The sequence below is a fragment of the Vibrio barjaei genome (assembly GCF_001639065.2).
GTDB lineage: Bacteria > Pseudomonadota > Gammaproteobacteria > Enterobacterales > Vibrionaceae > Vibrio > Vibrio barjaei.
On the sequence record NZ_LQXO02000033.1, the window covers coordinates 146,757 to 173,082 of the forward strand.

The window sequence follows — 26,326 nt, forward strand, 5'->3', positions numbered from 1 at the left end:
CTTTGTTAGCTAATACTTAAAGAGAAACCATTTTTGTCATCGCCGGAGACCTCTACATGATTTATGGCTTCTTGTCTGCTCAAGCGATTAATACACTCTTCAGCTAACTTGGGCATGAGTGAGCGATTAATGATCTGTTCTACCGCGCGACCGCCAGTTGTTGGATCGTTGTTTTTCTCCACAACATAGTTAATGAATGACTCATCCCATCGGAATGATGCTTGGTATTGCTCAGCCAGTTTTTTCTTAATACGATTCAGTGATATTTCGGTTATCTTGCCTAACTCACTATCGTTAAGTGGGTAGTAAGGCACAATAGTTGTGCGGCCTAAGAATGCGGGTTTAAAGTAACGTTGAAGATCAGGTCGAATCATTTCTAGCAGCGTGCTGTTATCAAGCTGGGATTCAGCTTCGTCGCAAGCATCGCAAATAGCTTGGTCAGCCGCATTTGACGTCATGATAATAATGGTATTTTTGAAATCGACACTGCGGCCCTCACTGTCCTTGATATGTCCTTTATCGAAGATCTGATAAAACAGGTCATGGACACCGGGGTGGGCTTTCTCCATCTCATCAAGTAACAGAACAGAGTATGGATTACGTCTAATCGCTTCGGTTAACACTCCGCCTTCACCAAAGCCCACGTAGCCCGCTGGGCTACCGAGCAACATTGATATTTTGTGTTCTTCTTTAAACTCCGTCATGTTAATGATGGTCATGTCGTTGCTACCACCATAGAGTTGTTCTGCAAGTGCCATGGCGGTTTCAGTCTTACCAACACCACTTGGGCCGCACATCAAGAACACGCCGATAGGTTTACGGTTGTCGGTCAAGCCTGCTCTAGAAATACGAATTGCTTTAGCGAGCTCTTGTTTTGCTACATTCTGCCCAATCACACGCTTATCGAGCTCGGATTCCAGAGTAAGCAGCTTCTTAATTTCATCACTCAGCATGCTTCCAACGGGAATTCCGGTCCAGTTTGCAATCACTTCAGCAATCGTTCCTTCATCAACTAATGCGTGAACCAGAGGCGTCTCACCTTGTAGTTCTGCCAGCTCGTCTCGCAGTTTGTTCAGTTCTGCAGTATGTTGCTCAGGGTTTTCGGTTTCTTTGCTCGCGTTGCTGATATCAGATTGTATTGCTTTAATTTTATCAACCAGTTCAACTTCTTGATTCCACTGGACATTTAACGCATCGAGTTTGTTTTGGTTTTGCTCTTTTTGCTGCGTAACTTCTGCAATATCGGCTTCATTGCCACCGAATAGAGCTTGCTCTTTAGCTAATGCCATTAATTCGTTTTCTTGATAGCGAATCATCTGTTCTAAAGACTCGATAATTTCTGGCTTTGCGCCTTGAGTTAAGGCAATTCGAGCACTTGCAGTGTCGAGCAAGCTAATGGCTTTGTCTGGAAGTTGTCGTGATGGTAAATAGCGTATTGATAGATTAACGGCGGCTGCAATGGCTGATTCGGTAATGAATGCACCGTGATGTCCTTGAAGTGAGTCGGCAACCCCTCTTAGCATCTGCATTGCATCTTCTGCGTTTGGTTCTTCAATGGTGACAACTTGGAATCTTCGGGTTAAAGCAGGATCTTTCTCAAAGTACTTTTTGTATTCCGCCCAAGTTGTTGCTGCGATGGTTTTGAACTCACCACGAGCCAAGGCCGGTTTCAGCAGGTTAGCGGCGTCATTTTGTCCGGCTGCACCGCCAGCACCAATTAACGTGTGTGCTTCGTCAATAAAGACGATAATGGGTTCCTCGGAGTTTTTAACTTCGTTAATGACATCTTTTAGTCGGTTTTCAAATTCACCCTTAACGCTCGCACCCGCTTGGAGGAGCCCAAGGTCGAGAGAATGAATTTGAACACCTTGAATCGCCGCTGGCACCTCGCCAGTTGCAATTCGAAGTGCTAAGCCTTCAACCACTGCGGTCTTACCGACGCCGGGTTCTCCTACGAAGATAGGGTTGTTTTGTCTCTTACGGCACAAAATATCAATGGCTTTGCGCACTTCGCTGTTGCGTCCAGAAATGGGGTCGATCTTGCCATCTTGAGCTTGTTGGGTCAGGTTGATAGTGTACTTTGAGAGCGCATCGCCACCGCTAGATGACTCGCCGCCAGTGCTAGTGCCAGAGGAGGTGGTAGAAGTCGAAGCACCACTTTTTCGAATAAGACCCTGTAAAGATTCAGTGGAAACATCTTTCAAGCTCTCAAGCTTCAACGTGGAAACACCCATCACGTTTTGTTGAAGCATGGACTGAATAAGGTGCAGGCTGATTATTTCACTATGTCCGTAGTTTACCGAGGCAATCATCCACGCATCTTTAATCAATTCAGTGAGCTCATGGCTTAAAGTTGGTTGTCCTTCACTTCCTTTAGGAAGACGAGTGATTTTATCCGTGAGTTCACTAACCAAAGCATCTTGAGCAATGTTTTGAGAACGACAGAGATTTTCTAGACCTTTGTCTTTCTGCGAGATGAGCTGCAAAACCCAATGCTCTACTTCGATAGCGGGCACCCCTTGGTTCATTGCTGCTCCAGCCGATACTTCTAGAGCCTGCTTTAACTCGGGTGAGAGCTTGCTAACTAAATTAGTGAGTGTTACTTGTGCCATGTATAAATTCCCTTTTTTGATATCCCTAGAGTCCTAAAGCTAGATCAGCGTAGCCTTATTCGTACCTTGGATTGTGGAAAACGCTCAGGAGCTAAGCAGTCGACTTCTCCCAGCTTCGCAGAGGTTAAAGCGTTGGAGCTAAGAACTGGCGCATTTAGATGCTGCCTAAGAATGAGTAGATAGATCGTTACTGGAGTGTCATCTTTGAGATAATGTTGAACCGTTGATTTCACATCGTTTGCTAATCTTGAATCCCGTTTGAGCTGTTCGACTTCGCGTCTATTCTGAGGCTCGATATAAACTTTAATGCTGGCACTAGGAACATCACAGCGACTTCCTATTAATAAACCGTGACCTAATTTATTGTTTTTCCTAGACCTAACAGATTTACCAATATTACTGGTTGCGGCTTCAGGTAGCTTTCGAGTCTCGTATGGAGTGACTTGTACCGATATCTTCAGTTCGTAGTAGTCGTTTAATAGTTGCTCTAACGTACGAATGTTTCGGCTATTTTGACCGAGCAACATGGTGTATTGAATCAAATGTCGATTGCTATTTTCTAAGCCTGACAAATGATAAAGTGTGGTACTTAACTTATTATTTTGCTCACTTTGAAGCAGTAACCAAGCGCGTGTCTCTTGCTTGTAAGTAAGCTCAAACTGACGTTGGTTGAAGACGTCAAGAAAGGCTTTTAATCCTTCGTCTTCCTGATGTAATGCTTCAAGCAGTTCTTCATAGATGTAATCAGGGATGACACCATATACGCCGGACAAGGCAGTCTTTGCGATAGATAAACGTATCTGTCTATTGGTAACCTCTATCTTACTAATGTCACTTAAGTCCCCACTGGGAATGGCTTCTGATTCTAGTTTCAATCGAGTGCGGTTCTGAGGATGGTCAGCACAATATGACTGAAGAACACGAATCGCTTGAGCAAACTCAAAATCATCGGGCTGATTGCGGAGGCGGTTCATAGGTGAACTAGACAGGTTTAAAGACATAGTTGATTCCCGTGAACTTTAGCAAAACAGAGCCCGCTTTGTGGTTTGCCATATAAGTTGACATTAAGCTGTATATAGCGGTCAAAGCTGCAGAATTGTTTGAAAAACTCGTTCATGACCATTGAGAACGAGTGGTAGGGCATCTCAGAGTTGAGCTCTACAGTGATTTCTGTTCCTGGAACAAAGACATTCTTATTGTGAACCCGTAGCGTAGAGACTTGCGTTTGAAATTTCACATTGTTGATGGTGTTTATTTCATCGAGGTTTTTTGCATCATGAGCGAATAGCTTAAAAATCCCTTTTAGCATGGAGGCAGGATCATCGCTTTGCAGCAAGGAGTTAAAGTTACATGTTAAAAGTCCAATCAGCTGGCTTAATGACTTTTCACTATTTTGCACATCTTGAGGCGCGGATGGTGGATACATCAGTGTCATGACACCGGGAAGATCAATGCTCTCTCGGCATTCAAGTTCACCAGACGCGCTACAGGCTAATTTATCATTGCAGCACAATAAGCGGGCAATTAGCGTGGCATTTTCCGATTGATAAAGAGACTCCGAAACGACGACTTCAAACTGTCGCTCTAAGTTCATTTTCGCTTCCCAATAAGCGGTACTTGTACCGAGAGTCTTTTTGCTGTGTTTGTATTTGTCCCCTAGAATAGGCACAAGTTCGACATCGCCGTACGCGGTGATTTGTTTGACTGATTGGATCTTGATGATGTCGATGACAGAATCATTAGCACTATTAGGTTGAATAGGATAAGCGAGGCGACGTCCGTCTACAGTAATCGGTTCGCTAATGTGCTCGAAAGTATTAATTACCGGTACAACATTAAGACGAATGACGTCGGTATCAAATAAACGTAAAAACTCAGAAGGAATGTCATTAAGGAAGATATTCAAAGTACATTGATGGTCGTTAACCTTGCTAATAGCGCTCGCAAAGTTTCTTATAACGAAAAACTGTCGCTTTTCTTTGAATAAGAAAAACTCTCTTATGATTTGAAAACCATCAAACTGATTACCTTTTGCGGGTAAAAACTTGAACTCAGGATCGCCGACACGGCTTTGTAATTGCACACCGCTTAACTCAGAAATAGTGTTGTTTTCACTGTCTGACAAAGAGATAGCAAGACAGTTTGAAAGCAGAAGTTCTACTAATAAATCTGCGTTGTTAGCAAAACCTTTTACAAAGAAGTTTAAGTCAGAACAAGCTAGCGAGGAAAAGTGGACGCCTTCATCCCCCGTTGATAATTGAATCTGAAGTGCAGCATTGGCCAGCTCCGCCTCTTCTGGCTTATGGACTAGGAACGGTGCTGTGGTTGCTGAAATATCTGTTATGGTGAATGGGTTGATTGCTAAGTTATCAACCGTTTGAAACAAGCACTCTTGCTCCCCAATCATATTTGAGAATTGACTGCCCATTGGAATATTCGCATGCTCTGTAATACCATCCGGTGCATTCAGCTCTGCGTAACCAATACTTGGAACTCGTTGATTGATGGAAGGGTATATCACGTCTATCAAGCTATCGATAACTTGAGAATATTGGGTCTCCAATTCCATTTCTGTTTTGGCATTGAGCAGGGCTACGCCGTCCAGCAAACGAGCTAGGCTGGGATCTTCGATTTGCCCCTGATGCATATCTAGTAGCGAGGCAATATGAGAGTGCTCCTCGGCATAGAATCCTAAGGAACGCTTTACTAAAGCTAACTCTCTTTCATAATATCGAAGCAAAGGATCAGTCATATTCTTCCTCTGATATGTTGGCACTGAAGTCACCAAGCGCTATTTTCGAGTCAAAGACGAGGGTTTGTTCACCATCCTGAGATAGATGCTTGGCCAAAATAGTAAATTGAATACAGTTTTGACCTTCACGGCGCTCTAGCATTTCTACGGAAACATCGGATAATCGCGGCTCGTATGTGGTAAGCCATGTTTCTATTTTTCTTGCCAACTGTGTTTGGTCGAGGTTAGCGGTCAGTAGCTGAACATCGGTAATACCGAAGGTAAAGCTAGAACGTTTGACTTCAGAAAGACTGTTTTCAACAGCAATTAACGGTGCTTCAGACTCTAACAATCGAGTCAGATGGTAGCGAATATCGTCAATCTCATCGTCTTGGCGAGATGATTGAATAAAAGCATTGTAGAAACTCACTGGCCCACCTCCCCAAGTTCCGTAGTTAATACCACTTCACCGTTGAAATGGTCGAATTGATATTGGGGAACCATTCGTAACGTGCAAGAGAAATGGCCGGGAAGGGACTCTATCTCGTTAACGGCAATGTGTGCTTTGCTGAGCGGGTATTTTGCCAAGGTCTCTTCGTTGGCGTAGTTCACGTTACTGGAGAATTTCTCAATCCAGTTACGGAGAAACTGTTCGCATTCGCGCGCATCACTGAAGCTACCAATCATTTCGCGTACTTGAACTTTGAGAAAATGGGCGACACGGCAACACATCAGTGTCGTTTGTAGTTGAGCCAAAACTTTATCGTTGTCACTATCTGATGGTGCCCACACAGAATTGTTACCAGAGAAGTAGAGCTTGCCCGTTAATGCGTTTCTCGCGAGAGAGATAAAACCTTGATTGGAATAGAAGCTAGCGATTCTGCCAAACAAATAGCTGTCACATTCGCTGTAGGTAAGCTCAGATGTTTTATGTTTCCAAGCCAGAAGAGCCCCTTGTTCTTTATCACTCCAACGAGCTTTTAAGAAGCCAAACCAACCGATACGATGGTGTTCTTTCATAACCGTTGATAAGAAAGCAATATTGGCGTATCCCCATAACGTGGCGCCTTTTTCTTGGTAAAGGAATCCACAGCGATGATCTTTGTACGGCTGACGCAATTTGATGCGTGGCATCGCTAAGCCAAGAAAACGAGCACTAGGTTGCTTGCGCAGAGCTTGCCAAGCAGTGTAATCGGGGCCGTTTAAGACTTTTTCTATTCTTTGAGTATTGGAAAGCCAGTCGGCGCCAGAGTCAGCGAAAAAAAGTGAATCAGGGGAAGCGAGCATGGTACATAAAGTTTGTTCGCCCAACTGACCAATTAGACCCAATGTGTAGATGTCGTCAAATTCGCTATTGACATCTAGGTCCATGGAAATAGGGTGTGTGAAGGCGATACAACCAAAGGGTTGTCCACCCAGTGTATTCAGTTCTTTATTGCCAATGGTATTGAACAAAAAAGTCTGTTTGATGGAATATGACTGATTGAGGTCGTTTGATATCTCTTCCCAGCTCATATCAAGAATTTTGAGTTTGGTTCTTTGCCTGCTGACGGGTTGTGTTGCGAGATAAAGCGCTTGACGCCAACTGGCCTCTAGAGCTTGAAAGTCGTCATTGTGCAGAATGAGATCCATTTGTTTGGAAAGACGCTCATCTAAGGCAAGAATGAGTTGAGTAATTTGCGCAATAAGACGCTCTGCTGAATAAGTAGAGTGGTGGTGTTCTTCTTTAGCAAGTTCGACCATCATTGCGAGTGCATCAAACAAGTATGAGTCTTGTTTGGGGTCGAGCGCGTTAAATTGTTTTTGCCAGTCTGTACTAAACATCTACATCAACTACCGCAGCATTTAGCCGCAACCACAAGGGTTGCGGCTTATCACAATTAACCAGGAATCTTCGCAACCATGCGAACAGAGGTGGTGAGTTCTTCGAGTTGAAGCCATGGTCTTAGGTGTGCAATCGCAGAATAAGCCCCTGGTTTACCTGGTTGTTCAACCACTTCAATACGAGACTCTGCCAGTGGCGTACGAGCTCGAGAATCGTTACCAATCGCACCAGCATTGGTGTATTGGTCGATCCAAAGTTGAAGTTCACGTTGAATATCGGGTGCTTCAATGTTCGAACCCAAACGATCACGTCCCATTACTTTCAAATAGTGGGCAATTCGACCACTTGCCATGATGTATGGCAGTCGTGCAGATATAGCAGCGTTAGCCGTTGCATCGGGATCGGTATAGGTTTTCGGTTTCTGGGTGGTTTGTCCGCCGATAAAAACGCCATAGTTGGTGTTCTTATAATGGACTAGAGGAAGGAAACCAAGGTCGCTGAGTTCTTTCTCTCGTTCGTCGGTGAGATTCACTTCTGTTGGACATTGCTGGACTAAATCGCCAGCCTCAGTCTTGTAGGTTAGGTTAGGTAGGTTCTCTACTTTACCGCCGTTATCAAGGCCTCGAATAGCAGTACACCAGCCGTAGGCAGTGAATGCTTGAGTCATTTTAAGACCTAAGTCATACGCCGCATTAGACCAGACAAGTTCATCGTTATTTTTCGGATTCGGATTACCATCCATATCCACATCCAGCTCTTCATAAGCGAAGACGTCTGTGCTCAGCCCTTTTTGTCCATATGGTAAGCGAGCCATAGTACGAGGAAGTGTTAGAGTGACATAACGCGCATCATCACTTTCTCTGAACGAGTTCCAAGCAGCGTATGCAGGAGAGTCAAAGCCTGCTGCGACAGGTTTGCCTTCTTCAAATGTAGAAAAGTCATTGAACTCAAACATTTGTGCATTGGCTGCGGCAATGAATGGAGCGTGGCAAGCCGCAGCTACTTCGCCCATATAGCGAAGAAGTGCTACATCTTCATCTTTTGCACTGAACTCATAGTCACCAATGAATGTACCGTATGGTTCGCCACCTGCAGTACCATATTCATCTTGGTACAAAGCATTAAAAAGAGGGCTGCGGTCGATCGCCGGTGCATCTTCAAATTGTTCAAGTAGTTCGTCTTGTGAGAAATCAACCATTTTGATTTTCAATGAACGCCCAGTATCGCTCTCTTTGACGAGTTTTTGTAGACCACGCCAAGAGCCTTCAAGCTTTTGAAAGTCGTCTTGTTGCATCACCGCAGAAAGCTGCTTTGACAGCTTCTTATCGATTTCGCCGATAGCACTTTCAATGGTTTTAGTTAAGTTTTTATCCCACGTTACGGTGCCTGAAAGGGCCTGTTCAGCAAGTACTGAAAACAGCTCTTTAGTTGTATCCGCAGGAGTTTGTGTTGTGGCTTCAATCGCTCTGTCAAGGAAACTCAGTGAGCCTTCCTCAACGGACGATTGGCCTTGTACGTCTGATTCAGTGCTCATTCTTCTGCTCCTTTCTGTTCAATACCAAGTTCTTGAGACAAAGCGTTGATGGTGTCTGCGCTTTGCAGCACTTCTTTCAATAGCTTCTCTAGATCACGAGAACGGTCAGCTTTAGAAAGTAATACCTTCAACTGGTTGCGAGTCTCTACGAGCTTTTTTAAAGGCTCAACTTGGTCGATGATGGCTTCAGGTTCGAAGTCCTTCATAGAATTAAACTTAAGGCTTGCTTCAAATTGACTATCATCTTCGGCAAGAACATTGTCTACTTTCATAGATAACTCAGGACCAACGCGTTTCATAACATGATCGAAGTTATCTTTGTCTAGGTTATAGAATGTGCGATCTTCAACATCTTCTTTGTCTTGTTTATGACCAGAATAATCACCGATTACACCCACAACAAAAGGCAGCTCTTTTGTTTCCACTGCTCCATTGGTTTCCACATCATATGTGATGCTAACGCGGTTCTTACTTACGCGTTTGTGCTGAGAATTTAGTGCCACAACATCTCTCCTTGATTAATTAGCTAGCGGTTGAAGTGACTTTCGCTTCAGTTGCGTCAAAGCCGACTTCTGGGCCTTTCTCGATTTTTCCGCCTTCTCCTTCGATATAGTAAGCTTTAGAAATTTCGGTGTAGGTCAGCGCAAAGCTCTCACTTGGTAATGAGCCGTTTGTTCCGGTCATTGTGTAGTTAGACATACGTGCGTTTTTCAGCGTTAAGATAAGGTACGGATCAGCACCAGAGCCTTCGCGATTTGGTTTAGTCATTACCACTTCAATGGTTTTACCTTCAGCACCAGGCGCATATAAGAAAGTCGTTAGATAAGGTGAGGCACCATCACAGCCACGGCCAATAGTGATTTCCCCTAGAGCCACCATACCTTGGTCAGCATTATTGGCGTTACCAACATCTATACCTACGCCACGAACGGCGCTCCAAGACACATTATCAATGGCAAAGAACCCATCTTTACCACCAATTTTCTCAACGGTTGCTGCACCTTTAGGTTTGGTTCCGTCAATTCTCATAAAAATAGAAGCCATCAGTTTTCTCCTTCGCGTATCGCGTTAAACCGTTACCATTCAAAATCAGAAACGTCTGAATTTGCGGTAGCTTGAGTTACTTCATTGTTGTTGGATTGGTTTGATGCCGAGGATTCGGCATCATCCGAGTTGCTAGTAGGAGACTCTGTGTACTGCTGAGAGTGACCACCAGACTGAGTTGATAGTGAGTTGTTTTCCATGTTTATAGGGGTGTCATTCATTCCAATCAGTGAATCGATCTGATTAAGTGCATTGGAATTGTTTCCCACCAGAATTTTCATCAGCTCTGGTAAGGGTAGTTGTCCCCAAACAATTGCCCGTTCAAGTAGGTAACTAGTGGGGTTATGTGGTTCAGTTTGCTTAAAAAAGTCCGCTAGAGTTCTCAATTGATTATAAGCGGCGTCTCTTGTTAGAGGCTGTGTAGAGATAGTTGAAACTGTCGCTGAAATTGGGGGTGGAGATACCGGTGCTTTATTCGGCGTCGCATCGGGAAGACTAACGGTATCAGGATTAGAACTGACTGAGTCAATATTATCGTTAGCGTCTGACGGCTCAGAGTTGTCTGGTTTAGATTGAGTCTCGTCAGAAGCTGCTTCAGAGTGCTTTTCGTCTAATGGCCACTGATTATATTGGTTACCGACTAATGTTCGCAGTGCCGTTAAATGACTTTCGAAGATTTCTCGGACGAACTTAAAGCTGAGTGCTTGTACGCCATCGCTTTGGCAACGTTCTGAAAGCACAATTTCTACCTGATTTACCTGTTCTACCAATTGCCCGAGGCTGAGAATCAAGTCGGTACATTCAAGGCTAAAAGCATCGTTAGCTTCGTTTTGCAGATCACTTAATGTGCCGCTACGCTCTGCTTGGAAATAGCGAGAATAAGTGATGTCGCCAACAAGGGGAATGAACTGTGTGGGCATAAATAGCGCGGAGGCTTCGGGTGCATCACCGATGAACTGGGATAACGGTTTGATGCGAAACTCTACTAGTTCCTTCTGTTTTCCAGGCTCATCCGTCGCCTTGACCTTATTGTCAGGCAGGGTTGGGTGCAAGGTATCCCAGAAGTTATCAATGTAGTTTTGAAGAAGTTTAAAACCTTCAATCAGCTTCGGTATAGGTTCTCGGTCAAATGACAAGCTAGTGATGTACCAGCTCCAAAGTTCCGTATCTTTTGTTTTTGAACCGAGTGCTTCGTTGAGCTGTTCTCTAAACTGCTGCCAGTTTTGAGCATTGAGTTCAGACTTCTCTTCGTCAGCAAATGCATCTGGAGCTTCTAGCATTTGCCTGAAAGATGAAAGTGCAGTGTTATATCCATTTCTGATCGCTCTATATTCGCCACGATCAAGCTTTAAGTATTGTCCACTGGGAGCGTCTTCCGATAGAGCGCCTGAGAGGTCATCGAAACTGTACATACCAATCCTTGGTTTATTTCATTTATGCATATCAAAGCAATTAACAAAATTATTTACTTTTGAAAGTGTCAATAGCTTAACAACATGATTACATTGCTTTAATATTAGAAGCGTTTTTCAGAAAGTCTCGGAAATTAGTGAAATTTTGTCATTTTTTCATTTTTCGGTAGGAATATTGGAACTATGTCACACACGATAGCCAATTAACTATAATAAAATTAGGGGCTTATCCCCCTATTAGTACTGTGGGCATTCCCGCAACAATGGTACCACCATGTGCTGTTGTGTCGCCTAATCTCGCTGCTGGCCGATTGCAAATAAGCACGGTAGCGCTGCCCTTAATAATGCTGTCCGGTGGTCCTACGCATGTGCACATGTCTCCCATAACTGAGGCAGGCATGTTACCGATTAAAACGGTTGGTACGCCAGGCCCAATAATTGGCCCTCCTACGTGTGGAATAGGGGGGACTGCTGGGGTTTGCATTGGGCAGACATGCATGTCTGTTGAACGAGCTGCTGGCAACGTCATGAGTTTCCTAGGCCTCCATTAGCTATGTTAAGAGCGATTGCGATGGATTGTTGATAATAGTCGTCATGCTTGTCCCATTCAGGTATCGCAGCAGCGGTGTTAATGGCGCCAGCGCAGGCTTTGGCGTATAGCTTGGGGTCGGGGAGTACACTGGGGAGTTCAGGCGACACAATACTACCAGCACCGTTCCAGAATACCGCTTGTGCTAACCAAGATGGTGCGCACTTTAACTCTAATCGAGTTGCATAGAGTTCGCAGCGCCGTCTTCCCTCTTCACTTGGTTCAAATACCCATTGTTTGCAGCTTGCAAGACAGGTTTGTTGTGTTTTGTTCCAGTCCGGCATCCGAATCTCTAGACATAAGTAAGCCCAAAGGATGGCTTCCCTTACCGGTAGAGCATGTGCAAGAAACTGAACCAGATCGAAATAGAGCTCTTTCTCTTGCAATGTCGCTATAAAATCTTCAATGCTTTGCGATTGAACCAGTATCTCGCTGAGGTCCTCCGAAGCGCTAAACAAAGGCGTTATTTGCTCAGGGTTTACGTAGGGTATCTTTCGATATTGAAGTTGTTGAGTCATCATTAATTTACCTTCACTATAGCGCCTTTGACTTCGGACATGACCGCACCGTTAATGGATGCTTTTAGGTTTGACTTGAGATCGGCTGAGAGCTTTCCTTGAGCGGTTAATGTCGTCTGGGCGTCTAATGTCAAGCTCGTCCCTTTTATAGTCCCACTTCCCGAGGCGTCAACAGTTACAGACGCAGCTGACAGTTTGGCAGACGTTGAGCCTTTGGCATCCAACGTCATGCCTTGAAGTTTAAGTGCATTAGAAGCTTTAATTTCGATTGCACTAGATTCAATCTTGATAGAGGAAGAGCTGATGGTGATTTTGCTTGAGCCCACTTTTAGCTCTAGAGAGTCTTCGCCCTCAATGCTGACGGTCTTGGCTTTGCCACTAAACGCTTTAGCAACGCTCATCGTCATCGCATCCTCAGCGGTATAGGTAATAGCTTTGGTCGCTTTATAAGCGACTTCACCTTTGATGGTCGTGGTGACATTGTTTTCTACTTCTAAGGTAAAGTCTTTAGCGGCATGTTGATAAAACAATTCGTTATCTTTTTTATCGTCGAAGTACCATTCGTTACTCTGACCTTTAAGCATGGTCTTAATACCAGTTTGAGTAGAGTTTGCTGTCTTATATGGAGGGGCATTTTGACTGTTGTATACCGAGCCAGTAATAATTGGCTTATCCGCATCGCCGTTAATGAAAGTGACAAGCACTTCTTGGCCAACTCGTGGGATAAACTGTGTCCCATAACCTTTCCCCGCCATTAATTGAGCAACGCGAACGTAGCAACTGGTATCATCGCCGCTTGTTTCGTTGTCCCACAAAAATTGGATCTTTACTCTTCCCTGGTCATCTTGACTAATATCACCACTTGTTTTTCCTGCAACTACGGCGTTGTGAACGCCTTGAATAGTGGGTTTGTCAATGACGACCGGTAAATAGGGAGTGGAATTGGGCACTACAGTGAGTTGAGTTTGACAATTCGACTGGCCGCTTGACTGCCCATCATATTGAACAGTTTGCGAGACCACTAAGTATTCACCCAACTGCGCGTTGTCTGTGTGACTGGCCAGGGAAAAGTATTGTCCCACATAAAACGCGTCTACATCACTGGATGCCTGCATTGTACTGTACCGACTTTCTATCGCTTCCACTCGACGTTTGACCAGAGTGGACAGATCAGTCATGTCTCCAGAAACACTATCGTTAGAAAAATGTGTTGCGGCAAGTTTGGTGTTATTGGCGATTTTGTTGCTTGACTTACTCGCTTTACTGGAGAGCAACTTAGATTGACTGTAGTCGTAATCAGTGAGCTCCAAACTTGTTCCATGAAACTGAAGATCAGAATGCCAAGATTGAATGAGTGGGTTACTACCAGACGGCAGGTTAGCCATATCGAACTTATTGATATCCGCTTTACTGTAAGGTTTCTCTGCGTCTTGTAATATCAGTTTGTGGCTGCTTGATGTGTGTTCAAAGTGAAATTGAACCCCTTCCTGAGCAAGCAACCGACAGACAAAGTCATAATCCGTTTCATTGAACTGTATGCAGTACTCACGCTTGGTACTTGGTAGAGATTTCGCCGTAAACAGGCTTGAGAAACCGGCATCACTAAACACAGAAGAAACAATATCTTTGGTTGATTGGTTTTGGAAAACACGGCTTTTCTTAGAAAAGTTAAGTAACCATAGCCAAGGCCGTAAAGTGATGTTGTAAAACGCATATTGTTGGGTTTCATCGAAACCTGTGCAAACGATCTTTGCGATGTAGCCATGAAAGCTACGCACTAGGCTTTGTGAGCCTGACTCAAAAGTGTAACGATTGAGTGTCATTGTCTGACCGAGTTGATCAGAGGCAGAGAGTCCTTTTGCTACCAGTTGTAGGTTGATCTCAAAAGGTTCAAAGAACCGCTCTTGTATTGTCGCATGAGTCACTAGGTACTCATTGTTCTTATAATCTTTGGCAGTGAACTCACTGGTCGATGCCAAGTATAGATCGGCCATTGTGTCTTCCTTGAACTAAGCCCTTGATAATATTCTAAGATTAGCACTAGATACTAAAGAGTATAGGTAGTTAAGGAAGAATGTGAGCAATATCAAAGCACAGTATCGAGTTACTGTGCTTTGGGAATGTAGAGGAAAGGCGCTTTAAGAGGCAGAAATGGTACGTCGATTTTTTTGGGTAGATAGGGTAAGTAATCCGATACACAAGAGTGCAATGATAATCCCGATTAATGACAAGGTGAATACTGATGCGTAGCCGAACTTATCAATGGATAAACCGGCGAGCATTGCTCCGACACCAAAACCACCCGCCATGCATAACATCAAAAGACCTTGAGTCAGCGCTGGAGAGTTAGGGCTCAAACGTCCTGCGATGGATGGAATGATCATGTCATTCCAAGACATAGCTTGCATGAGTAACACTAACAGTGCGATAGGCACGAAAGCGTGAACATCATTTCCAGCGGTTAACCAAAATAGTGTGCCGACCACTAGATAAATCACTTGAGCGGCATACCAAACTTTAAATGGCCCACTTCTTTGCATCCATCTCCCTGCCGATTCGAGCATAAAAATGCTGATAATGGCAGAGATGGCCATACCAAGAGCGGAATTGCCGATGTTGACTTGATACACCTCTTTGATTAGCAAAGGACCCAGTTCCATCAGGTTAGAAGAGAGAAACATTGAGAAGAAGACTGCCAACAAAAAGAGGAACCAAGGTGCTGCACCTTGTTGTGAAGTGGCAACATTACCTGATTTCCTATCAGCACCCTCAACGTAGGATTTATCTGTTTCAATGGATGGAGGAGGGCAAACAGAAACCAAACAAAGCACGATGATGACCAAAGACATTAGTATGAGCAGTTGATCGTCACTTGGCACATGGTAGAAATCTGCAATAGAAATAAGTAAACCAGTTACGACAACACCAAAGAACTGACATTGATACAAACTGGCCAGACCGCGGCCTTCATCATTTTGGTTTTTGCTAGACGCAATGACGAAGGTCGGATTCAGTACTAACAATGCGACGCTACCAATGCCTATCAGTATACCCACTGTCCAGTAGATCGCTGCGGTTGTCTCAGCGAAGTAAAGAATTAACAGAGCAATAAAATGAATAAACAAGGCCATTCGTTGTAGCAGACGATGACAGCAATAACGATCAGCCATCCCGCCAATCAGCGGTGCTAACAAACCCGCTCCCCCAATGAGCGCCATGACTTGGCCTAGTAGTGCGCCACTAGATGTTCTTTCAATAATGATTGGGTTGAGAAGAATTGCGATACCAACCCATTGGACAATACCAAGAGAAGCTTGTGCGAAATGCCACAGTCGAATGCCATTCATGAGTGAGAACCTCTATTAATAATTTACTCATGAATTTTCAAGGAATTGGAAAGAGAAACAAGTAACATACTCCCCGTTACCTTCTCACAATCGAATAATTACGCCCCGTCTTCTAATGACACCAAATGATGAAAGACCAAGAAGTGGTGCTTTCATCATTTGAAATTATGATTTTAGCTTCTACCTAACATACGTGAGAGTGTGCCATCTCTATCTACTAGTTGGTGTTTTAGGGCCGCCAGAATGTGCAATACAAGTATAGCGATTACAATGTTCACCGATGAGAAGTGAATGGTAGAGCTAATTTGTTGTAGCCATTCGATTTTTTCTCCCGCTGAGATAAGACTTACACCAAAAAACTCGACCGAACGTCCTCCACCGATACTCATAGTGATTCCAGAGAGAGGCATCATTATTGTAGCTAGCAGTAAAAACCAATGAACAAAGTGGGCAGATCTCTCTTGCCACGCAGGTAGCTGTTTGACGGTACCGATCATGCCTTCTTTCAGGCGCCAAAGTAGCCTGATTGACGCTGCAAACATCACAAACACTCCGAGTGATTTATGAAGATTCCTTAGCTCATTTTTGTCCGGGCCATTAACCATCTCGCCGAGATAAAGCCCTATGGCAAGCGTCGCAATGAAGAAAACAGCAGTTAGCCAATGAAACACCATGGTAGGTTTACTAAGTTTATTGTTGAGCATATTAGTCCGTATTTTTTCTGTGGGATTATGGCGGTAATTATTCCTTATGCTCTTTTTTTGTTCTACATGCACGTGTGTAAAGTTAAGTAAAGATAAGAATACTTATCATCTGGGTTTTAGAGTCCGATAGATATATCGGTTTTTATTTGAAAGTGTTTCAAGTCTTTGGTGGTTTTTAGCTTCCTTCTCTCAACCTATAGTTAAGTCATTGAGCAAGAACACTTGCAGCTAGACACTATAGAGGAACACGTTATGGCAACAATGATGAAAGCAATCGGTTTTAATGAATCAAAAACTATTGATGAAGAAAACAGCTTGTATGAGTTTGAAATGGCTATGCCTGAAATCAGCGAATTTGACCTACTTGTAAAAGTTGCGGCCGTTTCCGTTAACCCTGCAGATGCAAAAATACGTGTTCGTTCAGCAGTGAATAAAACATTAGAAAGTCCACGTGTTCTGGGTTTTGATGCCGTGGGAGAAGTGGTATCAGTGGGCAGTAAGGTTACAAACTTCACTGAGGGCGATAGAGTGTATTACGCGGGTGATGTCACTCGCCCAGGCACCAATGCACAATATCATGCTGTTGATTCTAGAATTGTGGCGAGAGCCCCAAAAGGACTTACTGACGCAGAAGCGGCTGTAGTCCCGTTGACTGCGCTAACAGGGTGGGAGGCTCTGTTTGATCGTCTTCGTGTAGACTCGTCAGAGCGTAAGACGCTATTAATTATCGGTGGCGCTGGTGGTGTTGGCTCCATTACTACTCAAATTGCAAAACAACTTACTAACTTAACGGTTATTGCGACAGCATCACGCCCAGAGACTGAAGCTTGGGTAAAAGAGATGGGCGCAGACTATGTGGCTAATCATAGAAACTTGGTTGAATCTGTTCATGACCTAGGGTTTGAAACGGTAGATTATATTTTCAACGTCGCTGACACGGTAGGTCATTGGGATGCAATGGCAGAACTTATTGCACCTCAAGGCATGATCGGTTCAATCGTTGAATTTGATAGCGGTATTGATCTTAGTAAGCTTCAAGGTAAATCAGTCGGTTTTGTTTGGGAGCTTATGTTTACACGCTCAATATACAAAACACAGGATATGTACAAACAAGGTGATATTTTAAAACAAGTCGCTAATCTTATTGATTCTGGACGAATCCAATCAACCTTGACCAAAGAGATCAATGGCTTCAATGCCGAGTCCTTAAAGCAAGGGCACCGGTTGATGGAAAGTGGCGCAATGATCGGTAAGCTTGCCATCAACTTTGATTAAACAATCAACATGTTAGTTAAAAATACCTCTTCTTTTATGAGTCGAGGTATTTTTTGTATATGATGGAAAGGATTGTAGTGAATATGGTGAAAGTAACATGAAAGCACTGAACGAACTGACTTTGTTTGCCGAAACGGCCAAACAAGGTAGTTTTTCTAAAGTAGCGAATCAAATGGATATGACGCCTGCAGCCGTTAGTGCATCAATAAAGCGTTTAGAAGAGCAAGTTGGCTTCCCGTTGTTTGTTCGAACAACACGAAGATTGAGCTTAACTGGAGAGGGGGAGTTATTCCTAACTAAAGTTAATTGCGCTCTTGCAACTTTGAATGAAGGTGTCGAGGAGATCGCAAATGCTCGTGGTGCGCTAACAGGTAACATTTATGTGTCTGCACCGTCTGACTTTGGACGAAACTTACTGCTTGATTGGATTAATGAGTTCACTGACTTACATGAAAACGTCACAGTTCGTCTTGAGTTATCTGATCAGTTGGTAGATATGTATAGCAAACCAATTGATGTTGCTATTCGATATGGCGAACTTCCAGATTCCAATATGGTAGCAATACCGCTATGTCCGCAGAATGTTCGAGTGCTTTGTGCTAGCCCAGACTACATTCGTCATCACTCTCCAGTGCTACATCCAAACGATTTGAATCAACATAACTGCATCAGCTTTATGGTGGCGGGCTCAGTACATAACCATTGGCCATTATCCTACGATTCTCAGCAAGTTGTTATAGAGACTAAAGGAGCGATATCAGCTAATGATGGTGATGTCGTGAGGCGTTTGGGGTTAAAAGGCAGAGGAATCGTAAATAAGTCGTTAATCGACGCTAGTCAGGACATTATTGAGGGGAAACTGAGAAAAGTTCTGCCTGACTGGCAAGGTGAGTCGGTGCCGCTGTATATGGTATGTGCTGATAAGAGGCAGTTAAGACCAATTATTCGAGAATTCCAAAAGTTCTTGAAAGAGAAGTGTCAAAGTCAGTTTGATAAGGTCAGTCATATTTTAAATAACTAGCCCTAATCGTATAAGGCTAGTTATTGTTTACCTCGTTTAAATAGCTAACATTCACTGAACAAGTAGTCTGAGCTGTGTCTCGACTTTGGAAGTTTTGCATTGAAGTCCTGCTCACTATGTTTTCCGAGCGGTACGATAACTGAGCTACGGTATCCTTGCGCGGCTAAGTTGAATTCTTTATCAAGAACAGCGCTGTCAAACCCTTCGATAGGCACGGCATCAATGCCCAGAGTCGAAGCGCCAAGTAGGAGCGTGCCTACATTCAGGTACACTTGCTTCTCCATCCAATGCTGAGCATCTTTCAAGTCGGAGCGGTGCATATCAACGAAGTAGTGTCGGCCATTCTGTTGTCCTTGTTTTGCATCTGGGGTAGCAAAGCGGCCGTCCTTCTCTTCATTTTCTAGCAACAACTGTAAGTAGTTGTCATCAATTTCTGTTCTTGTACAGAATACGATGACATGAGAAGCGTTAAGCACTTTAGGAGCATTGAAACTGTATCGGTCTTGTGTGGCAGTAGCAACACGCTGCTTGGCCTCGTCAGTACTGGCAATGATAAAGTGCCATGGTTGAGAGTTCACACTGGATGGACTGAATCGGAGGAGTGTTTTAATCGCATTTACCTGCTGGGAAGATAGCTTAAAAGATGGGTCGAATACTTTGGTTGAATAGCGGTTTTTAGCGTTGTCAGCAATGTTCATAAACGTGTCTCTACTTAACGGGTGTTACCCGGAGGATAGCGAAACCAGCCGCAAGTAAAAACATCGTGGAATTTGATGCAGTTTCAAATATTCTTTGAAGGTACTAGAACTTAGATTACCCACACAATGTGCGGAAAAGGTTGAAGTTTGATTAGATTCATCTAACTTTATCTAAGGTAAGTAAGAGGAAATAATATGAAAAAGAATAGCTTAAAATACCTTGCTGGTCTTATTGCGGTATCTACGCTGGCATTAGCTGGATGTTCAAGCAGCGACCAGACTGACAAAGAGCAACCTATCGGGATGGCTAATCCTGCAGCAGTATATTGTGAAGAGCATGGTTCTTATGATCTTCAAACTGGTCAATGTACATTAACATCGGGTGAGACGGTTGACGCATGGGATTATTACCGAGAGAACCACAAAGAAACGCCAAACGAGGCGGCAAGATATTGTGAATCGACAGGTGGTGTCTATATGCAAGATTCCAGTAAATGTGCGCTCCCGGATGGTAAAGTTATGGATGCAGAAAGTTACTTCAGAGATCATCAATCCACGAGCAGCTAAGTTCGTATCGCTGCCAACAACAAGGACGGTATAGTGCAAAATAGTAGAGTAACAAGTTTTTTCGTTTCCATCGTTGCACTCGTCATGGTTGGTTGCAGTAATCAAATTATCCAACAAGAGCCCGAAATGTATACCAGTTCGGGCTCTATTGCCCCCTATACACAATCCAGTTTTGAAGAATATGTTGATGAGACTAGAACCTGGCTTGATGAGACTCGCGTATTTCACGGAGCCGGTTACCAAGTCGAAATGGATGTTGTTAGCCCTTATCGGCTGATACCTGACAATCCGAATGGGGAAGGGATATTGCTGGTCCATGGACTAGGAGACTCGCCTTACTCCTTTGTCGACATAGCGCCGTACTTAGTAAAACATGGTTACTTAGTTCATGTCATGCTGTTACCGGGTCACGGCTCTCGACCTGCTGATCTCATGAACCCAACCAATGAAGACTGGCGTTTAGCGGTGGAACATCAAGTAAACCTGCTGCGTGATGACGTCGACAAAATATGGTTGGGCGGTTTTTCAACAGGCACCAATTTGGTGACTGAATACGCTTTGGCTCATCCTAAAGCAATTCAGGGGCTTGTGCTATTTTCGCCAGCATTTGCGCCAAAAGACCCACTAGTTTCAATGGCGAGTTTTGCGCGTCATTTTGTCGACTGGGTAAGTCTCGAGAAAGAGCAGAACTTTACCCGTTATGATTCATTGGCAATGAATGGGGCAGCGCTGTATTACCAAACTGCGGTTGATGTTCAAGACGCGCTAAAGGAGAAACCTTTTGAATTGCCAGCGCTGCTGTTAGTGACCGAAACGGATGAGTTGATAAACTCCAAGGTTATCTACGACCTCTTTAAAACACGATTTAGTAACGAGAATAGTTCACTTATTTGGTTCGGTGAACAGAACTACTCAGATCCGCGCTTCGTGCAATTTAGTATGAAACTACCGGATTCCAACATACAGAGTGGTTCACACATTTCTGTGCTATATCGTAATGATAATATCCTGTATGGGCGCAGAGGGTGGATGAGACAATGCGGTGGTTCTCAAGAAGGAGAGGTCTATATGGTCGATTGCGCTAAGATGCCAACTTTGTCTTATTCAGCCTGGGGATTGTTTGATGAAGATACTATCAGTGCAAGATTGAGTTGGAATCCTTACTTTGACCCTATGATGGCGCGAGTTATCGAATTTATGAATCAATAATAATTACTTTTATAAAGTTAAATTAATTTATTCTGTGGTGTTTTTATTTACTAGTACGCTGTATTGATCACCGTCAAAAATAATCTCTATAAAACAGCTATATATCCTTCAAGTACAGTTTTTTTGTTAGCGACTTCTCAAATTATATTCTATAGTGATGACAGATGCTGTTAGTTATAGATAATTAACTTAGTTACTTTGGAATATACCTCACTCAGCAAGGTATTGAACATATCAAGTAGGTAAACAAATGGAAAAGTTCAACATCACAAGTATCTGGATTACTCTAGATTACAAAATCGCTTTCTTCTTCCCTTCGAGATAACCCTGTCTCTCGCACTGTCCAGTGCGCATAGCCTATGTGCAGCTATACCTAACGAATTAATATGCAATAACGTGCATTTGCATCGTAATGGTTTAAATACGTTCATAGATTAAATATAGAAACAAAATTAAATCGTATCTGGATATATTCTGGATAGGGTTCTCTTTAAATATATTTCTTGTCTTGCTGTTAGTTAATTAAATATTAGATAAGAAATAAATATATTAGGTAAATTAAAATGGAAAACTTCAAACATCTACCAGAACCGTTCCGTATTCGCGTTGTTGAGCCAGTAAAACGTACTACACGTGAGTACCGTGAAGAAGCAATTATTAAAGCGGGCATGAACCCATTCCTACTAGATAGTGAAGATGTATTTATTGATTTACTGACAGACAGTGGAACAGGTTCAATTACTCAAGATATGCAAGCAGCAATGCTGCGCGGTGATGAAGCATACAGCGGTAGTCGCAGTTACTACGCTCTAGCTAATGCGGTAAAAGATATCTTTGGTTATGAACTGACCATTCCTACTCACCAAGGTCGTGGTGCTGAACAGATTTACATCCCAGTACTAATTAAAAAGCGTGAAAAAGAGAAAGGTTTGGACCGTTCGAAGATGGTAGCACTGTCTAACTACTTCTTTGACACCACGCAAGGTCATACTCAAGTGAACTGTTGCGTAGCGAAGAACGTTTATACAAAAGACGCGTTTGATACAGCAGTAAATGCAGACTTTAAAGGTAACTTTGACTTAGAGAAGCTAGAAGAAGCCATCATCGAAGCTGGTCCAGCTAACGTACCTTATATCGTAAGTACAATCACGTGTAACTCTGCGGGTGGTCAGCCAGTCTCTATCGCTAACTTAAAAGCGGTATATGAGATCGCACAAAAATACGATATTCCGGTAATTATGGACTCTGCTCGTTATGCTGAAAACGCATACTTTGTCCAACAACGTGAACCTGAATATAAAGATTGGACTATCGAAGAGATCACTCGTGAGTCTTACAAGTATGCTGATGGCTTAGCAATGTCTGCGAAGAAAGACGCGATGGTTCAAATGGGCGGCTTATTGTGCTTCAAAGATGAATCTTTCATGGATGTATATACTGACTGTCGTACTCTATGTGTGGTTCAAGAAGGTTTTCCTACATACGGTGGTTTAGAAGGTGGCGCTATGGAGCGTCTAGCAGTCGGTCTTTACGACGGTATGCGTCAAGACTGGTTAGAGTACCGCATCAACCAAATCCAATACCTAGTCGATGGTCTAGAAGCGATAGGTGTCGTCTGTCAGCAAGCGGGTGGTCACGCTGCGTTCGTTGATGCAGGTAAATTGCTACCTCATATTCCAGCAGACCAATTCCCTGCACACGCTCTTGCTTGTGAGCTTTATAAAGTAGCTGGCATCCGTGCAGTGGAAATCGGTTCACTACTTCTAGGTCGTGACCCTGCAACTGGTAAACAGCATCCATGTCCAGCAGAATTGCTTCGCTTAACAATTCCACGTGCCACTTATACTCAAACGCATATGGATTACGTTATTGAAGCATTTGAGAAAGTGAAAGAGAACGCGCATAAAGTTAAAGGATTGGATTTCACTTATGAACCTGAAGTTTTACGCCACTTTACTGCTCGATTAGAAGAAGTTGAACCCGTAGTTAATTCAGCAGAAGCGAAAGTGCTCGAAGAAGCATAATCACTTCAGAGCGCAGTCATTTGGCTGCGCTCTTTTTCTCTAGCAATACAAAAAAATAAAAGCAGAGAAGTAGGGAAGTCTCCCTAATCTAATAACGTGAATTTGATGAGAACAGAATGATGAAAAAGAATCCGTCTCTTATAGGTGGTGCCTGTATTATAGCGAGTGTCTGTGTAGGTGCTGGTATGTTAGGCCTACCGAGTGCAGGTGCTGGCGCTTGGACTGTTTGGTCGATGTTAGCCATCGCAATAACGATGGTGGTCATGACGATTTCTGGTTGGATGCTATTAGAAGCATTCAAACACTACGAATTAAAAGTGTCTTTTGACACAGTTACAAAGGACTTATTAGGCGATAAGATTAATCTTATTAACAACATTACCGTTTATTTCGTGGGTGGTATTTTACTCTACGCCTACATCACTTCTTCAGGACTTATATTACAGGATGTACTCGGTTTTAATGCTAAAATCGCATCCGTTCTTTTTGTCTTAATTTTTTCTGCGTTTGTTTGGCATTCAACTCGTGCGGTAGACCGAATTTCTGTTGTGTTAATTGCTTTCATGATTCTAAGCTTTGTGTTTGGTGTGTCAGGCCTAGCGGTGAAAGTAAATATGGCGGTACTTTTCGATACTATTAGTGAAGAGAATGCTTATGCGCCATACGCAATGGCAATGCTGCCTGTAGCATTGACCTCATTTGGATACCATCACTCAGTGTCTTCAATGCGCGCTTATTACGGTGAAGAGACAAAAGCCAAATACGCCATTCTTGGCGGTACCGTTATCGCACTTAGTCTTTATTTCCTCTGGCTGTTTAGTATTTTCGGCAACCTTCCTAGAGCAAACTTCGGCCCAGTTATCGAGCAGGGTGGTAATGTCGATGCATTGCTAAAGGCTCTCGGTTCAGTAATCGAGTCGGATAAAGTCGCTAACGCAATCAATACTTTCTCAATGGCAGCGATCTTGTCCTCATTTATTGGGGTTGGTCTGGGTGTTTTTGATTTCCTAGCAGACTTCTTTAAGTTCGAAGATACAAAACAAGGTCGTACCAAAACATGGCTAGTTACCTTCCTACCACCACTTGTTATGTCTCTACTATTCCCATTTGGTTTCGTTATCGCTATTGGTTACGCAGGTGCAGCGGCAACGGTATGGGCATGTATTATCCCAGCATTATTGGCGAAGAAAACACGTGAAGTGCATGCAGGAGCTGAAGGGTTTAAAGCACCAGGTGGTCAGGTGATGATTACTCTAGTGATTACTTTTGGTGTCCTGACCGCGGTATTCCACATCCTTTCTATGATGGGTCTGTTGCCGACGTTTGTTGGTTAATCCACAAACAACTATTCGCAGCTAGCTTGTGTTTGCAAAAGACGAGCTAGCTTAACTAGATAAAAACAAGAGGAGAAAACTATGACAGCAATAGCTACAAATAACGCACCAGCTGCTATCGGCCCTTATGTTCAAGGCGTTACATTTGGTGATATGGTCATTACTTCTGGCCAGTTGCCAATTGACCCTGAAACTAAAGCAATGGTTGAAGATGTGGCAGAGCAGGCGACTCAGTCATTAACCAATGCATTAGCTATCGTTAAGGAAGCTGGCTTAGAAGCAAGTAATATTGTAAAAACGACCGTGTTTGTTAAGGACCTCAACGATTTTGCTTTAGTCAACGCCGCTTATGAAGCATTCTTTAACGCCCACAATGCTCCTTTCCCAGCAAGATCTTGTGTAGAAGTCGCGCGTCTTCCTATGGATGCGAAAGTAGAGATCGAGGTAATAGCGGTTAGAAAAGGATAGTGATATAAGAAGTAAGCTCTGGGGGGCGCCGCTAGATTCTGGCGCCTCATAGTGAGCTTGTCTGCTCAGTCCCAAGTTTTCAGATTAGATTAATCATGTGGTTGAGTGAAGCGAATATGTTATTTGCTCTGCCAAGTTTTACTGATCCATCCCCCTATGCTCTCATCAAAGTAATTTCCACTGAATTCTTGTTTATATTCAACGACATTATCCGCTTGTGGTCTTTCATCTAATAGATGGTTGATGTAGACCGCCATAGGATCATCGAACTGGTTGCGGCGTTTTTTCTCAGCTACTTCCTTGATGATTTGCATGCGATATGCCTTGCTCATTTTCTTCATGTTTTACCTCCTTTGCCGTGAGCGGTTTATCAAACATAGGAGTAAATTTGAAGCTGGTCAAATAATGAGCAGTGTTTTATAGCATTCCATATGAAATGATGTTAAACGCGAAGTTTGGGAGGTATTTGAGTCGATGAAACTCGTTAGTTAAAGAGCGCAAAGTGTAAAGCAACGAAAATAGAACGTAATAATTGGAATTGTTATGATAGACTTAAATGAAAACAATAATCATTAAGAGAAAATCATGAAAAAGCCACGTCCTAAGACTCTCAAAGTCACTAAAGTGCATCCACTTTCTCCTAACATGCTACGTATTTCTTTTTATTCAGAAGAACTGAAGGCCTTTCCATCGGATAGTGTCGGTGGCTATATTAAGTTCTTGTTTAATGAACATGGTGGTACAGATATCACCGGACTTTCGGAAGATAATCGCCCCAAATTACGTACCTATACCATAAGAAGCCTTAATGTCGAGTCAGGTGAAATGGATGTCGATTTCGTCACTCACATTACTGAAGACAAGTTGTGTGGATTTGGCGCTCGTTGGGCGAATTCTGCGAAAGAGGGCGATATGATATCCATCATGGGGCCAGGAACTCTTCAAGATGTTGATACTAGTAAAGACTGGTTTTTCTTTAATGCAGACATGACCTCCTTACCAGCGTTGGCGGTTAAGCTGAAACTGCTCCCAAGCGATGCAAAAGGATATGCTGTGATTCAACTAGAAGATAGCGCTGATGAACAAACGTTGGAAGCCCCAGAGGGCATCAGACTGATTTGGACGACTGACTCTCTGTCTAAAACGTCAGAAAATTTAGATTGGTTAACAGGTTTGCCTTTCGTTTGGTGCGCTTGTGAGTTTGATGAAATGAGAGCACTTCGCCGTTATTTCCGCAACGAAAAAGAGATTCCAAGGCAAGACATCTATATCAGTAGCTATTGGAAGCGAGGGGTGGCAGAAGATGGTCACAAAGTGATCAAAAAGCAAGATCACGAGGAGTTCGAGTCCAACTAACCACCAGATTCCCTATTAACGCATTAATGAGGGGAATAGTGTTGAATTAGCTATTTCT

The 26,326-nt window shown here is 43.3% G+C and carries 25 protein-coding genes; 9 read left to right on the top strand and 16 right to left on the bottom strand.

What is annotated here, in order from left to right; translation table 11 throughout:
- Positions 1 to 5 precede the first annotated feature (5 nt).
- The 14 genes from tssH to AWH66_RS15720 all read right to left on the bottom strand — a co-directional run bounded on the left by tssH (position 6) and on the right by AWH66_RS15720 (position 16,316).
- Entirely contained in the window at positions 6 to 2,612 is a 2,607-nt protein-coding gene (gene tssH / locus AWH66_RS15655; protein ID WP_063606247.1) for a type VI secretion system ATPase TssH, read from the bottom strand.
- A gap of 44 nt (positions 2,613 to 2,656) precedes the next feature.
- Entirely contained in the window at positions 2,657 to 3,613 is a 957-nt protein-coding gene (locus tag AWH66_RS15660; RefSeq protein ID WP_083400048.1) for a type VI secretion system baseplate subunit TssG, read from the bottom strand.
- Complete coding sequence (gene tssF / locus AWH66_RS15665; protein WP_063606248.1) at positions 3,604 to 5,364, bottom strand: type VI secretion system baseplate subunit TssF; 1,761 nt, start codon at positions 5,362 to 5,364, stop codon at positions 3,604 to 3,606. The genes AWH66_RS15660 and tssF overlap by 10 nt, the downstream gene beginning before the upstream one ends.
- Positions 5,357 to 5,773, bottom strand: a complete 417-nt coding sequence (gene tssE, locus AWH66_RS15670; RefSeq protein ID WP_063606249.1) for a type VI secretion system baseplate subunit TssE — start codon at positions 5,771 to 5,773, stop codon at positions 5,357 to 5,359. The genes tssF and tssE overlap by 8 nt, the downstream gene beginning before the upstream one ends.
- On the bottom strand, positions 5,770 to 7,167 hold the full coding sequence (locus AWH66_RS15675) for a type VI secretion system contractile sheath domain-containing protein (protein ID WP_063606250.1): 1,398 nt from the start codon (positions 7,165 to 7,167) through the stop codon (positions 5,770 to 5,772). Before AWH66_RS15675 ends, tssE begins: the two co-directional genes overlap by 4 nt.
- A gap of 56 nt (positions 7,168 to 7,223) precedes the next feature.
- Positions 7,224 to 8,702: a type VI secretion system contractile sheath large subunit gene (gene tssC / locus AWH66_RS15680; protein WP_063606251.1), complete on the bottom strand. Its 1,479-nt coding sequence runs from the start codon at positions 8,700 to 8,702 to the stop codon at positions 7,224 to 7,226.
- Positions 8,699 to 9,205, bottom strand: coding sequence for a type VI secretion system contractile sheath small subunit (tssB, locus tag AWH66_RS15685; protein ID WP_006070757.1), 507 nt, complete (start codon positions 9,203 to 9,205; stop codon positions 8,699 to 8,701). The genes tssC and tssB overlap by 4 nt, the downstream gene beginning before the upstream one ends.
- A gap of 19 nt (positions 9,206 to 9,224) precedes the next feature.
- Positions 9,225 to 9,746: a type VI secretion system tube protein Hcp gene (locus tag AWH66_RS15690; protein WP_006070756.1), complete on the bottom strand. Its 522-nt coding sequence runs from the start codon at positions 9,744 to 9,746 to the stop codon at positions 9,225 to 9,227.
- 32 nt (positions 9,747 to 9,778) lie between these two features.
- Positions 9,779 to 11,158, bottom strand: coding sequence for a type VI secretion system protein TssA (locus AWH66_RS15695; RefSeq protein ID WP_063606252.1), 1,380 nt, complete (start codon positions 11,156 to 11,158; stop codon positions 9,779 to 9,781).
- A 226-nt stretch (positions 11,159 to 11,384) separates the two neighbouring features.
- Positions 11,385 to 11,687, bottom strand: coding sequence for a PAAR domain-containing protein (locus AWH66_RS15700; protein ID WP_038230304.1), 303 nt, complete (start codon positions 11,685 to 11,687; stop codon positions 11,385 to 11,387).
- Entirely contained in the window at positions 11,684 to 12,268 is a 585-nt protein-coding gene (locus tag AWH66_RS15705) for a DUF6931 family protein (RefSeq protein WP_063606253.1), read from the bottom strand. Before AWH66_RS15705 ends, AWH66_RS15700 begins: the two co-directional genes overlap by 4 nt.
- Positions 12,268 to 14,259 (bottom strand): type VI secretion system Vgr family protein, encoded by a 1,992-nt coding sequence (locus AWH66_RS15710; protein WP_063606254.1) that lies wholly within the window; start codon positions 14,257 to 14,259, stop codon positions 12,268 to 12,270. The genes AWH66_RS15705 and AWH66_RS15710 overlap by 1 nt, the downstream gene beginning before the upstream one ends.
- Before the next feature lie 144 nt (positions 14,260 to 14,403).
- Positions 14,404 to 15,612 (bottom strand): MFS transporter, encoded by a 1,209-nt coding sequence (locus AWH66_RS15715; RefSeq protein WP_063606255.1) that lies wholly within the window; start codon positions 15,610 to 15,612, stop codon positions 14,404 to 14,406.
- Between the two features lie 173 nt (positions 15,613 to 15,785).
- Complete coding sequence (locus AWH66_RS15720; RefSeq protein ID WP_063606256.1) at positions 15,786 to 16,316, bottom strand: cytochrome b; 531 nt, start codon at positions 16,314 to 16,316, stop codon at positions 15,786 to 15,788.
- Between the two features lie 252 nt (positions 16,317 to 16,568).
- On the opposite strand from AWH66_RS15720, the gene AWH66_RS15725 reads away from it, so the two are divergent.
- Both AWH66_RS15725 and AWH66_RS15730 read left to right on the top strand, forming a co-directional pair.
- Complete coding sequence (locus AWH66_RS15725) at positions 16,569 to 17,591, top strand: zinc-binding alcohol dehydrogenase family protein (RefSeq protein WP_063606257.1); 1,023 nt, start codon at positions 16,569 to 16,571, stop codon at positions 17,589 to 17,591.
- Between the two features lie 97 nt (positions 17,592 to 17,688).
- Positions 17,689 to 18,612: a LysR family transcriptional regulator gene (locus tag AWH66_RS15730; RefSeq protein WP_063606258.1), complete on the top strand. Its 924-nt coding sequence runs from the start codon at positions 17,689 to 17,691 to the stop codon at positions 18,610 to 18,612.
- Positions 18,613 to 18,656: 44 nt separating this feature from the next.
- On the opposite strand, the gene nfsB is transcribed toward AWH66_RS15730, so the two are convergent.
- Positions 18,657 to 19,310, bottom strand: coding sequence for an oxygen-insensitive NAD(P)H nitroreductase (nfsB, locus tag AWH66_RS15735; RefSeq protein WP_063606259.1), 654 nt, complete (start codon positions 19,308 to 19,310; stop codon positions 18,657 to 18,659).
- 195 nt (positions 19,311 to 19,505) lie between these two features.
- Here nfsB and AWH66_RS15740 point away from each other — a divergent pair, with 195 nt between their 5' ends.
- From AWH66_RS15740 to AWH66_RS15760, 6 genes are all read left to right on the top strand, one after another.
- Positions 19,506 to 19,877 carry a DUF333 domain-containing protein gene (locus tag AWH66_RS15740; protein ID WP_063606260.1) on the top strand — a complete coding sequence of 124 codons (372 nt, stop codon included), beginning with the start codon at positions 19,506 to 19,508 and terminating at the stop codon, positions 19,875 to 19,877.
- Between the two features lie 33 nt (positions 19,878 to 19,910).
- Positions 19,911 to 21,086, top strand: coding sequence for an alpha/beta fold hydrolase (locus AWH66_RS15745; protein WP_083400049.1), 1,176 nt, complete (start codon positions 19,911 to 19,913; stop codon positions 21,084 to 21,086).
- 250 nt (positions 21,087 to 21,336) lie between these two features.
- Positions 21,337 to 21,411, top strand: coding sequence for a tryptophanase leader peptide (tnaC, locus tag AWH66_RS26295; RefSeq protein ID WP_081411542.1), 75 nt, complete (start codon positions 21,337 to 21,339; stop codon positions 21,409 to 21,411).
- 238 nt (positions 21,412 to 21,649) lie between these two features.
- Positions 21,650 to 23,110 carry a tryptophanase gene (gene tnaA / locus AWH66_RS15750; protein ID WP_063606262.1) on the top strand — a complete coding sequence of 487 codons (1,461 nt, stop codon included), beginning with the start codon at positions 21,650 to 21,652 and terminating at the stop codon, positions 23,108 to 23,110.
- Positions 23,111 to 23,229: 119 nt separating this feature from the next.
- Complete coding sequence (locus tag AWH66_RS15755; RefSeq protein ID WP_063606401.1) at positions 23,230 to 24,444, top strand: aromatic amino acid transporter; 1,215 nt, start codon at positions 23,230 to 23,232, stop codon at positions 24,442 to 24,444.
- A gap of 81 nt (positions 24,445 to 24,525) precedes the next feature.
- Entirely contained in the window at positions 24,526 to 24,912 is a 387-nt protein-coding gene (locus AWH66_RS15760; protein ID WP_031494818.1) for a RidA family protein, read from the top strand.
- Between the two features lie 119 nt (positions 24,913 to 25,031).
- Here the strand turns inward: AWH66_RS15760 and AWH66_RS15765 are convergent, their stop codons facing one another.
- Positions 25,032 to 25,253 carry a hypothetical protein gene (locus AWH66_RS15765; protein ID WP_063606263.1) on the bottom strand — a complete coding sequence of 74 codons (222 nt, stop codon included), beginning with the start codon at positions 25,251 to 25,253 and terminating at the stop codon, positions 25,032 to 25,034.
- 241 nt (positions 25,254 to 25,494) lie between these two features.
- Here AWH66_RS15765 and AWH66_RS15770 point away from each other — a divergent pair, with 241 nt between their 5' ends.
- Entirely contained in the window at positions 25,495 to 26,268 is a 774-nt protein-coding gene (locus tag AWH66_RS15770) for a siderophore-interacting protein (protein ID WP_206360055.1), read from the top strand.
- The last annotated feature ends 58 nt before the right edge of the window (positions 26,269 to 26,326 follow it).

What these genes read in the sequence shown, in the direction of transcription:
- tssH (WP_063606247.1), bottom strand. Translation starts at nt 2,612, where the DNA reads ATGGCACAAGTAACACTCACTAATTTAGTTAGCAAGCTCTCACCCGAG.
- AWH66_RS15660 (WP_083400048.1), bottom strand. Translation starts at nt 3,613, where the DNA reads ATGTCTTTAAACCTGTCTAGTTCACCTATGAACCGCCTCCGCAATCAG.
- tssF (WP_063606248.1), bottom strand. Translation starts at nt 5,364, where the DNA reads ATGACTGATCCTTTGCTTCGATATTATGAAAGAGAGTTAGCTTTAGTA.
- AWH66_RS15675 (WP_063606250.1), bottom strand. Translation starts at nt 7,167, where the DNA reads ATGTTTAGTACAGACTGGCAAAAACAATTTAACGCGCTCGACCCCAAA.
- tssC (WP_063606251.1), bottom strand. Translation starts at nt 8,702, where the DNA reads ATGAGCACTGAATCAGACGTACAAGGCCAATCGTCCGTTGAGGAAGGC.
- AWH66_RS15690 (WP_006070756.1), bottom strand. Translation starts at nt 9,746, where the DNA reads ATGGCTTCTATTTTTATGAGAATTGACGGAACCAAACCTAAAGGTGCA.
- AWH66_RS15695 (WP_063606252.1), bottom strand. Translation starts at nt 11,158, where the DNA reads ATGTACAGTTTCGATGACCTCTCAGGCGCTCTATCGGAAGACGCTCCC.
- AWH66_RS15700 (WP_038230304.1), bottom strand. Translation starts at nt 11,687, where the DNA reads ATGACGTTGCCAGCAGCTCGTTCAACAGACATGCATGTCTGCCCAATG.
- AWH66_RS15705 (WP_063606253.1), bottom strand. Translation starts at nt 12,268, where the DNA reads ATGATGACTCAACAACTTCAATATCGAAAGATACCCTACGTAAACCCT.
- AWH66_RS15710 (WP_063606254.1), bottom strand. Translation starts at nt 14,259, where the DNA reads ATGGCCGATCTATACTTGGCATCGACCAGTGAGTTCACTGCCAAAGAT.
- AWH66_RS15715 (WP_063606255.1), bottom strand. Translation starts at nt 15,612, where the DNA reads ATGAATGGCATTCGACTGTGGCATTTCGCACAAGCTTCTCTTGGTATT.
- AWH66_RS15720 (WP_063606256.1), bottom strand. Translation starts at nt 16,316, where the DNA reads ATGCTCAACAATAAACTTAGTAAACCTACCATGGTGTTTCATTGGCTA.
- AWH66_RS15725 (WP_063606257.1), top strand. Translation starts at nt 16,569, where the DNA reads ATGGCAACAATGATGAAAGCAATCGGTTTTAATGAATCAAAAACTATT.
- AWH66_RS15730 (WP_063606258.1), top strand. Translation starts at nt 17,689, where the DNA reads ATGAAAGCACTGAACGAACTGACTTTGTTTGCCGAAACGGCCAAACAA.
- nfsB (WP_063606259.1), bottom strand. Translation starts at nt 19,310, where the DNA reads ATGAACATTGCTGACAACGCTAAAAACCGCTATTCAACCAAAGTATTC.
- AWH66_RS15740 (WP_063606260.1), top strand. Translation starts at nt 19,506, where the DNA reads ATGAAAAAGAATAGCTTAAAATACCTTGCTGGTCTTATTGCGGTATCT.
- tnaA (WP_063606262.1), top strand. Translation starts at nt 21,650, where the DNA reads ATGGAAAACTTCAAACATCTACCAGAACCGTTCCGTATTCGCGTTGTT.
- AWH66_RS15755 (WP_063606401.1), top strand. Translation starts at nt 23,230, where the DNA reads ATGAAAAAGAATCCGTCTCTTATAGGTGGTGCCTGTATTATAGCGAGT.
- AWH66_RS15760 (WP_031494818.1), top strand. Translation starts at nt 24,526, where the DNA reads ATGACAGCAATAGCTACAAATAACGCACCAGCTGCTATCGGCCCTTAT.
- AWH66_RS15765 (WP_063606263.1), bottom strand. Translation starts at nt 25,253, where the DNA reads ATGAAGAAAATGAGCAAGGCATATCGCATGCAAATCATCAAGGAAGTA.